The organism is Pseudomonas sp. NFACC43 (assembly GCF_900119645.1).
Taxonomy (GTDB): Bacteria; Pseudomonadota; Gammaproteobacteria; order Pseudomonadales; family Pseudomonadaceae; genus Aquipseudomonas.
Genome location: NZ_FPKK01000006.1, coordinates 322,917 through 332,013 on the forward strand (window position 1 = coordinate 322,917; position 9,097 = coordinate 332,013).

A 9,097-nucleotide genomic window follows, 5' to 3' on the forward strand; every position below is an offset into this window, starting at 1 on the left:
CTATCAGCTCCCCTGCAGCGGCTTGGCGTCCTGGAAGAAGTAGTCTTCCCACGACGCGGGCTTGTTCTTGATCGCACCGACACGGAACAGGAATTCGGCCAGCGGATAGGTATTCTTCGGATTGACGGTGAATTCGATCTGCGGGTTGTCGATGATCTTCAGCAAGGCCGCCCGGTCGATCTTGGCCTTGGTCACCCTCAGGTACGTATCCGCCGCCGCGCCCTTGTCCTTCTGGGCAAACTCCGCCGCCTCGGTCAGCGCCTGGACGAATGCCCGATAGGTTTTCGGATTTTCATCACGGAATTTTTCGGTGGCGAACAGCACCGTGGGCGAATTCGGCCCAAGTACGTCATAGGAATTGAGCACCACATGGACGCCAGGGTTTTGCAGGGCCTGGTCCTGGAACGGCGGGTTGGAAAAATGCCCGGTCAACTCCGTGCCGCCGGCAATCAGCGCCGCCGTTGCGTCCGGGTGCGGCACCGCCAGGGTGTATTTGTCGAGGCGGTTGAATTCCTTGTCGCCCCATTGCTTCGCGGCGGCGTACTGCAGGATCCGCGACTGCACCGACACCCCCACCGCAGGGACCGCGATGCGGTCTTGCTCGGTGAAGTCGGCGATGGTCTTGACCTTGGGATTGTTGCTCAACAGGTAATAGGGAAAGTTGCCCAGGGAAGCCACGGCCTTGACGTTCTGCTTGCCACGGGTGCGGTCCCAGATGGTCAGCAGAGGCCCGACGCCGGCTCCGGCAATGTCGATGGAACCCGACAACAACGCGTCATTGACTGCCGCGCCGCCGGACAACTGGGTCCAGTCGACCTTGATGTCGATCCCTTGCTGCTTGCCATACTTCTCGATCAGTTGCTGATCGCGAACCACGTTCAGCAGCAAGTAAACGATCCCGAACTGTTCGGCGATCCGAATCTCGCCCTCGGCATGGGCTCGGGCGGGGGAGACCAGGCTGGCGGCCAGCAAACTGAACCCCAGGCCGATGGCTGCGGCCAGCGGTGCGAAAGCGATACGTTTGGACATGATGATTCTCCAGCTTCTTTGCGCCAGGCGCAGCCAATCAGAAAGGGGCGTCGCCCTGGATGGTGGTGCGATACAGCTTGCGGCGCAGATGACTGGGGCAACCGGCGGCCAGGTGGATCAGCGAGCGGTTGTCCCAGAACACCAGGTCGTGGGGCTGCCATTGATGGCGATAGACGTTGTGCGGCAGCACGCTATGGGCATACAGCTCGGCCAGCAGCGCCTTGCTTTCATCCTCCGGCAAACCGACGATGCGGGTGGTGAAGCCTTCGCTGACGAACAGCGCCTTGCGCCCGGTTTCCGGGTGGGTACGGACGATGGGATGCACGACTTCGGCGACCTGGGCCAGTTGCTCCGGTGTCAGCGAGGGCCGCCAGTTGCCTTCGAATCTGGTTTCGCTGTAGCGCGCCGTGTAGGAGTGCGCCGCCGAGCGTCCTTGCACTGCCTTGCGCAACGCCTCGGGCAGGCCTTCCCAGGCCTTGTGCATATCCGCGAACAGTGTGTCGCCGCCTTCGCTTGGCAGCTCCTGGGCGTGCAGCATCGAGCCCAGGCTGGGGAGCGCTTTATAGGAGAGGTCCGAATGCCAGAATTTGCCGGCATCCCCGAGGCCGATGGATTGGCCGTTTTCGATGATGTTGGAAACGATGAGGATTTCCGGATGCCCGGCCAGGAGGAACTGCTTGAGCACATGGATCTGCAGCACGCCAAACCGACGGCTGAAAGCGATGTGTTGTTCGGGGGTGATGTGCTGGTCGCGAAACACCACCACATGATGGTCCAGGTGGGCACGATGGATACGGGCAAAGTCCTGGTCGTTGATCGGCCGGGACAGGTCCAGCCCGATGATTTCGGCGCCGACGGCTTCGATGAATGGACGAATTTCGAAGGTCTGCGGCGCGATGCTCGCGGCGCCTGGTGTAGGGGAATCCGAAGAATAGGAAACGGCTGGCATACATCACTCCCACGCACGGCGCGCTCGAACAGGCGCGCACTCGATCAAAACTCACGGCGTTACCGTGTTGGTTTGTGTCGTGCGGCGCGCCGATTGGTCGGCAGGTACGCAGGTGGATGACTTTAAAGCTATAAGAATTGAAATTTAAATACCGTTAATGAATAACGATATAGCTTAGAGTTTTCACTGCCCTCACCACACAGATAGCGCCGGCCCGAGTCATTGGGTTTCTACCGCTCGTGCAGCGCCTCGGACCGGGCCTTGATAATCGGCTTGAGCAGGTAGCTGAGCACGGTTTTCTTGCCGGTGATGATGTCCACCGAAGCCACCATCCCAGGGATGATCAGCAAGGGTTTTTCAGGTGTGCCCAGGTGGCTGCGTTCGGTGCGCAGCTTGATGATGTAGTAGGTGGTTTTCTTGTCTTCATCGGTGATGGTGTCGGCGCCGATCTGCTCCAGCTTGGCTTTCAGCCCACCGTAGATGGTGTAGTCGTACGCGGTGAATTTCACGGTGGCGTCCTGGCCCGGATGCAGGAAGGCAATGTCCTGAGGACGGATTTTCGCTTCCACCAGAATGGTGTCGTCCAGCGGCACGATCTCCACCAGGTCGCTGCCGGGCTGGATGACCCCGCCGATGGTGTTCACCAGCATCTTGTTGACGATACCCCGCACCGGCGAGGTGACCAGGGTGCGGCTCACCCGGTCTTCCAGGGCCTTGCCGGTGGCCTGGGCCTTGTTCAGGTCGGTGCGCGCCTCGTTGAGCTGGGTCAGGGCTTCGCTACGGAATTTGCCGCGAGTCTCGTCGATCTTGCGCTGCACTTCCTTGATCGCCGATTCGGCACGGGGAATCGCCAGCGTCGTGGCGTCCAATTGTCCACGGGTTTCGACTTCGGCGCGCTTGAGTCGCAGCACTTCCACCGGCGACACCGCACCCTGGGCCACCAGCGGCTCGGACATGTTGATTTCCTGGCGCTGCAAGGCCAGGGCGGAACGGTACTGCGCCTGCTTGGAAATGAACTCGCGCAATTCCTGCTGGCGCTGGACCAACTGTTCCTGCAAACCGCCAATTTCATCGTGCAATTGCTGGCGCCGACTGATGTACAGCGATTCCTCGCTGGCGGCCTGGCCCGGCACGGCCTTGAGCACGTCGGGCGGGAAGTTCAGCGGCCGATCGTCGACCTCGGCGCTCAGGCGCTCGACCCGCAACAGCATGGACAGCCGATCGGCCTCGGTTTCGCCCACGTTGGAGACGAACCGCGTGTCATCCAGGCGAATCAGAGGCGCACCGGCCTCGACGATCTGACCTTCCTTGACGAACAGCTCGGCGACGATACCGCCTTCCAGGTTCTGGATTTTCTGGATCTTGGACGACGGGATCGCCTTGCCGTCGCCTTTGGTCACTTCGTCGACCACGGCGAAGTTGGCCCACAGCACCAGGAACACGAAGAAGCCGATGATGCCCCAGATCGTCAGACGCACCACCCGCGGGGCGTCCTCGATCAGGGCCTTGTTCACTTCCGGCAGGGGCTGGCCGTGCAGCGAGGCGGAGCCTTTGAAATAGCGGCCCACGGAATCCTTGAAACCTGACTTAAGCAACACTGATCTGCCCCTTCTTCAACGCTTCCATCACGGCAGCTTTCGGGCCGTCGGCCAGGATCTGGCCGCGGTCGACCACCAGCAGGCGATCCACCAGCGACAGCAGGGATGCCCGGTGCGTCACCAGCAGCACCGTCTTGTTTTCCACCACGGCGGCCAGGCGCTGTTTCAAGCGTTCCTCGCCGGTGTTGTCCATGGCACTGGTGGGTTCGTCCAGCAGCAGGATGGGAGGGTTGAGCAGCAGCGCGCGAGCCAGGGCGACGTTCTGGCGCTGGCCACCGGAGAGGTTCTGGCCGCGCTCACCCACTTGCAGTTCATAGCCCTGTGGATGCAGGCGTGCGAACTCGTGCACACCCGCCAGCTCGGCGGCCTGGAGCACCAGTTCGTCCTCGACGTAACGGGCGCCGGACGTCAGGTTGTCCCGCAGGGTACCGGCCAGCAGCTGGATATCCTGGGGCACGTAGCCGACGTTGTAGCGCAACTCGCTGACATCGATCTGGCGAATGTCCACGCCGTCCACCAGCAGAGCGCCGTCGTCCGGCTGGTAAAGGCCCACGAGCAACTTGGCCAGGGAGCTCTTGCCCGAGCCGCTGCGACCGATGATGCCGATTTTCTCGCCGGGCTTGATCACCAGGTTGATGTTCTTCAGCGCGGCGTTCTGCTGGTTGGGGTAGGTGAAATTCAACTGGCGGCATTCGATGGCCCCCTGCAGGACCTTGCGGCTGAGCGGACGCTCGTCGAAGTTGCGCTCCTGGGGCAGTTCCATCATCTGGTCGACGGATGTCATGGTCACCCGCGCCTGCTGGTAGCGGGTCAGCAGGCCCGACAGCGAAGCCAACGGACTGAGTGCGCGACCGCTGAGCATGTAGCAGGCGACCAGCCCACCCATGCTCAGGTTGCCGGCGATGATCAGGTAGACGCCGAAGACGATCATGACCACGCCGGCCAGTTGCTGGATCAGCAAGGTGATATTCATCGCCAGCCCGGACAGCATCTTCACGCGCAGCTCGAGGCGACTGAGGGTACCGATGGTCTGCTCCCACTGGTACTGGCGCTCGCTCTCGGCGTTGTTGACCTTCACCGCATCCAGGCCGGCCAGGGTTTCGATCAGGCTGGACTGCCGCTCGGCGCCCAGGGCCATGGTCCGCTCCATGGTCGCCACCAGGGGCTTCTGCAAGGCGTAGCCGATCAACAGGGCCAGCGGGAACGCCACGACCGGAATCCACACCAGGTGTCCACCGATGATCGCGATGACCATCAGGATCAACAGGGTGAACGGCAGGTCGATCAGGCTGGTGAGGGTCAGCGACGCGAGGAAGTCCCGCAGGCTCTGGAACTCGTGGATGTTCTGGGCGAAGCTGCCGACCCGTGCCGGGCGGTATTTCATCGCCATGCCGACGATGCGCTCGAACAGCGTTGCCGAAATGATCAGGTCGGTTTTCTTGCCGGCCAGGTCCAGGCACAGGCTGCGCAGCATTTTCAGGATCAGGTCGAACACGTAGGCGCCGGTGATACCGATAGCCAGTACCCACAGCGTCGCCTCGGCCTGGTTCGGCACCACCCGGTCATAGACGTTCATGACGAACAACGGCGCCGCCATGGCGATGATGTTGATCAGCAGGCTGGCGGCGATGGCATCGGCATACAGCCAGCGGGAACGCTTGAGGGTGTCGCGGAACCACGAACGCGCCCGAGGGATGAGGGTGCCGTGGTTCACGTCAAATTTATGTTGGGGTTGGGCAAAGAAGACCTTGCCGCTGTAGTCGTCGGCCAGCAGTTCACGGCTGACCGCCACTTCGCCACCGTCGCTTTCGCTGAGCAGCAGTCGCGCCTGGTCATCCTCCGTCCAGCCCAGCAGCACGGCGCTGCGCCCTTCCTTGAGCAGCAGGAGCGCAGGCATGGCAATGGTCGGGATCTGTTCGAGCCGGCGCTGCAGCACCCGGCCCTGCAAACCGGCACGGGCCGCCGCACGCGACAATAATTCGACGCTCAACCGCTGCTTGGGCAACGGCAGGCCGGTGGTGAGCATCGCCGCGCTGGCGGGTTTCTGATGCAGCATGCAGAGCGCCAACAATCCGTCCAGCAAGGGGTCGTCATGCAGCGCGCGTGGATCGTGGATGAGTTCGACTCGACTGACTTCTGATTCCACGCTGGGCACTCTTTACTGATCGAAACGGAAAGGAAGACTCAATTCATCCCAGGCAACTGAACCTTGGGTTTCATGTCGGTTTGCACAACCGATGCCAACGGCGCGACCACCCCCTGACTTTTCAGCAACTGGCCCATGGTGGCCTTGATGCGGTACTGGGTGAACAGCTGGACGTTCTTGATCTCTGCCAACCGGCGCGAGGCGCTGAACAGCTCGTTTTCACTGTCCAGCAGATCGAGCAGGGTCCGCTCGCCGAGGCTGAACTGCTTCTGGTAGGCAGTGCGCACGGCCGTGCTGCGGTCCACGTATTGCTGGGCGATCGGCACCTGGGCGTTGGCATTGTTCAGCGCGTTCCAGGCCAGGCCCAACTCTTCATTCAGTTGGCGCAGCGCGTTGTTGCGGATATCCAGGGCCTGGTTGGACAGATAGGACTTGGACTCCAGGTCCGCCTTGTTGCTGCCGCCGGCGTACAGGTTGAAGCGCATGCGCAGCATGGCCTGCCACTCGTTGTTATGGCCGTTCTGGCCGTCCAGGTCATTGTCGGCGGTGCGGCCCAGTTCGGCGTCGAAGCGTGGGTAGAAGCTCGACTTGGCGGCTTCGTACTGCTTCTCGGCAGCGGCGATATCCGCTTCGGCGGAACGCAGCACCGGGCTGTTTTCCAGCATCTGGGCACGGGCTTCGGTCAGGTCGGCCGGCAACAGCGCCAGAAAGTCGGCAGGGCGCTCCAGCTGGTCCGGCAGTTGGCCCACGGCGCTGAGGTAGTTGGTCTCGGCATCCGCCAGGTTGGTCTGTTCGGTGATCAGGTTGTTGCGCGCCTGGGCCATGCGCGCTTCTGCCTGGTCCAGGTCGGCACCGCTGCCCACGCCACGGGAGGTGCGCAATTTGATCTGGTCGAAGATCCGCTCGTGGCTCTTGAGGTTTTCCTCGGCCAGGCGCACGAACTCGCGACGGGTCAGCACATCCAGGTAGACCTGGGCCACGGTCAACCCGGTGCGCTCGGAAGCGTCCAGCAGGGAATAGGCACGGGAGTTGACGTTGGCTTGTTGACGCCCCACTTCGCTGGACGTCGCAAAACCGTCAAAAACCATTTGCGTCAGGCGCAGGCTCGACTCACTGCGGTTGAGCGTTTCCCAATGATTGGAGCTGCCGGAGCGGGTCGTGACGCTGTCGGTGCCTTCACGGCCATAACCGGCTGCCAGGTCCACCCGAGGCAGGTAACCGCCCTTGGCCGCCTTGAGCTGGTAGTCCGCCGCAAGCCGACTATTAACACCGGCCTGGATTTCAGGATGGACATCCAGCGCCTGTTGCATGGCCTGCGGCAAGGTTTGTGCTTGTACGAAACTGGCGGCGAGGGCGAAAGGTAAAGCCTTGAGCAGATGCGAACGCATGGTTGGAAATTTCCCGAAACTCTTGTCGTGGATCACAGCGAAACGTGGCGCTGCATCGGATGATGGCAACCGGAATGACCGTATGTCGGAAAGTTCGAAACAGGTACTGAATCTTGCACCGAAAGAACAGGCCGCCGCTTAAATATCAATGTGACATTACTGGATTGATTGTTTAGGATGGCCCGCAGAAGGTCAATAGTTTGGCATGAACAAATAAAATGAAAAAACAAGCCAAAATATTGACAAGTTAACGCGTCAAAATATTTCTTCTACTGAATCGAAAAAACGTCCAGACCACTTCAGCCACAAGCTGCCGGGTCCATGGAAGTCTACACAGCGTGGCACCCGGAGAGTCTTCAATGAGCAGTGTTGTTGCCGTCGTCAAAAGCATTGTTGGTCAGGTTTTCGCCGTATCCCCCGAGGGCATCCGGCGTGTACTCATTGAAGGTGATCGCCTGTACACCGGCGACCAGTTGGACACAGGCCCTGCCGGGGCCGTCACATTGGACCTGGCCGACGGCCGCACCCTGGACCTGGGCCGCGACACTCAGTGGAGCGCCAATGCGCCGGACTCCTCCACCGACCTGGCTCAAGCCACAGCCCAGGCCGCGCCTTCTGTAGAAGAGTTGCAACAAGCCATCGCCGCAGGTGTCGACCCCACGACCGCCCTCGAAGCGACCGCGGCCGGCGCCGGCGAAGCGAGCGCAGGCGGCAGTGCCGGCGGCAGTCACAGCTTCGTGGTGCTGGATGCCACGGCTGGCAGCGTCGACCCAACCGTAGGCTTCCCGACCGAAGGCTTGAGCGCTGCCGCCGCCGCGGACGATGACACCACCGGTATCGACACCAGCGCCGACACCACCGCCAATACACTGCTCGATTCGACCCTGACCCTCAGCGCCACGCCGACCTTGACCGAAGCCGGCGGCGTACTGGTCTACACCGCGACCGTTACCCAGGCTCCGCAGACCGACCTGACCATCACGCTCTCCAACGGCTCGGTCATCATCATCGCCGCCGGCCAGACCACCGGTAGCGTCAACGTTCCACTGGCGCCCAATGACACCGTCTACAACGACCCCAGCCAGATCAGCGTAACCGTCACCGGCACCACCGGCGGCAGCGGCATCGCCGTGACCCTGCCGACCACCCCGGCCGTGACCCAGATCACCGACACGGTCGACACCACCACGGTGACATTGACCGCAGGCAATACCGTTACCGAAGGCGGCCAGATCACCTATACCGCTACGCTGACCAACCCGGCCCAGACGCCCGTCACCGTGACCTTGAGCAATGGCTCGGTCATCACCATTGCCGCCGGCCAGACCACCGGCACCGTGGCCGTGGATACTCCGGCAAACGACGTCTACAACAACGGCAGCACCGTCAGCACCACCATCACTGGCGTAACCGGCGGCAACTTCGAGAATCTGGTGCCCAACCCCGCGCCAGCCGTCACCACGATCACCGACTCGGCTGACGCCACCGGCTTGACCTTGAGCGCCAGCAACACCGTTACCGAAGGCGGCCAGATTACCTATACCGCTACGCTGACCAACCCGGCCCAGACGCCCGTCACCGTCACCCTGAGCAATGGCTCGGTCATCACCATTGCCGCTGGCCAGACCACCGGCACCGTCAACGTCGAAACCCCGGCCAATGACGTCTACAACAACGGCGGCGCTATCAGTACCACCATTACTGGCGCAACCGGTGGTAACTTCGAAAACCTGGTACCGAGCACCACGCCTGCGGTCACTACCGTCACCGACTCGGTCGACACCACTGGCTTGACCTTGAGCGCCAGCGAGACCGTTACCGAAGGCGGTCAGATCACCTATACCGCTACGCTGACCAACCCGGCCCAGACGCCTGTCACCGTGACGTTGAGCAACGGCGCAGTCATCACCATCGCTGCCGGCCAGACCACCGGCACTGTTGCGGTCGATACTCCGGCCAACGATGTCTATAACAACGGCAGCACCGT

General features: G+C 61.9%; 6 protein-coding genes. 1 reads left to right on the forward strand and 5 read right to left on the reverse strand.

Features of this window, described 5'->3' with window-relative positions; all coding sequences use genetic code 11:
* Positions 1 to 3: 3 nt before the first annotated feature.
* The 5 genes from BT179_RS13475 to BT179_RS13495 all read right to left on the reverse strand — a co-directional run bounded on the left by BT179_RS13475 (position 4) and on the right by BT179_RS13495 (position 7,110).
* Complete coding sequence (locus tag BT179_RS13475) at positions 4 to 1,029, reverse strand: ABC transporter substrate-binding protein (RefSeq protein WP_072397611.1); 1,026 nt, start codon at positions 1,027 to 1,029, stop codon at positions 4 to 6.
* A gap of 37 nt (positions 1,030 to 1,066) precedes the next feature.
* Complete coding sequence (locus BT179_RS13480) at positions 1,067 to 1,978, reverse strand: TauD/TfdA dioxygenase family protein (RefSeq protein WP_072397609.1); 912 nt, start codon at positions 1,976 to 1,978, stop codon at positions 1,067 to 1,069.
* Between the two features lie 230 nt (positions 1,979 to 2,208).
* On the reverse strand, positions 2,209 to 3,576 hold the full coding sequence (locus BT179_RS13485; RefSeq protein WP_072431791.1) for an HlyD family type I secretion periplasmic adaptor subunit: 1,368 nt from the start codon (positions 3,574 to 3,576) through the stop codon (positions 2,209 to 2,211).
* The gene (locus BT179_RS13490) at positions 3,566 to 5,722 is read right to left on the reverse strand and encodes a type I secretion system permease/ATPase (RefSeq protein WP_072397596.1); all 2,157 of its coding nucleotides are present in this window, start codon (positions 5,720 to 5,722) and stop codon (positions 3,566 to 3,568) included. The genes BT179_RS13485 and BT179_RS13490 overlap by 11 nt, the downstream gene beginning before the upstream one ends.
* 38 nt (positions 5,723 to 5,760) lie before the next feature.
* A complete protein-coding gene (locus BT179_RS13495; RefSeq protein ID WP_072397594.1) occupies positions 5,761 to 7,110 on the reverse strand; it encodes a TolC family outer membrane protein in 1,350 nt (449 codons plus the stop codon).
* Positions 7,111 to 7,469: 359 nt separating this feature from the next.
* On the opposite strand from BT179_RS13495, the gene BT179_RS13500 reads away from it, so the two are divergent.
* Positions 7,470 to 9,097: retention module-containing protein (locus BT179_RS13500; RefSeq protein WP_143148702.1), on the forward strand; the 1,628-nt coding region annotated here is incomplete at its 3' end.

Coding starts and splice junctions, on each gene's coding strand:
- BT179_RS13475 (WP_072397611.1), bottom strand. CDS start 1,029: ATGTCCAAACGTATCGCTTTCGCACCGCTGGCCGCAGCCATCGGCCTG.
- BT179_RS13480 (WP_072397609.1), bottom strand. CDS start 1,978: ATGCCAGCCGTTTCCTATTCTTCGGATTCCCCTACACCAGGCGCCGCG.
- BT179_RS13495 (WP_072397594.1), bottom strand. CDS start 7,110: ATGCGTTCGCATCTGCTCAAGGCTTTACCTTTCGCCCTCGCCGCCAGT.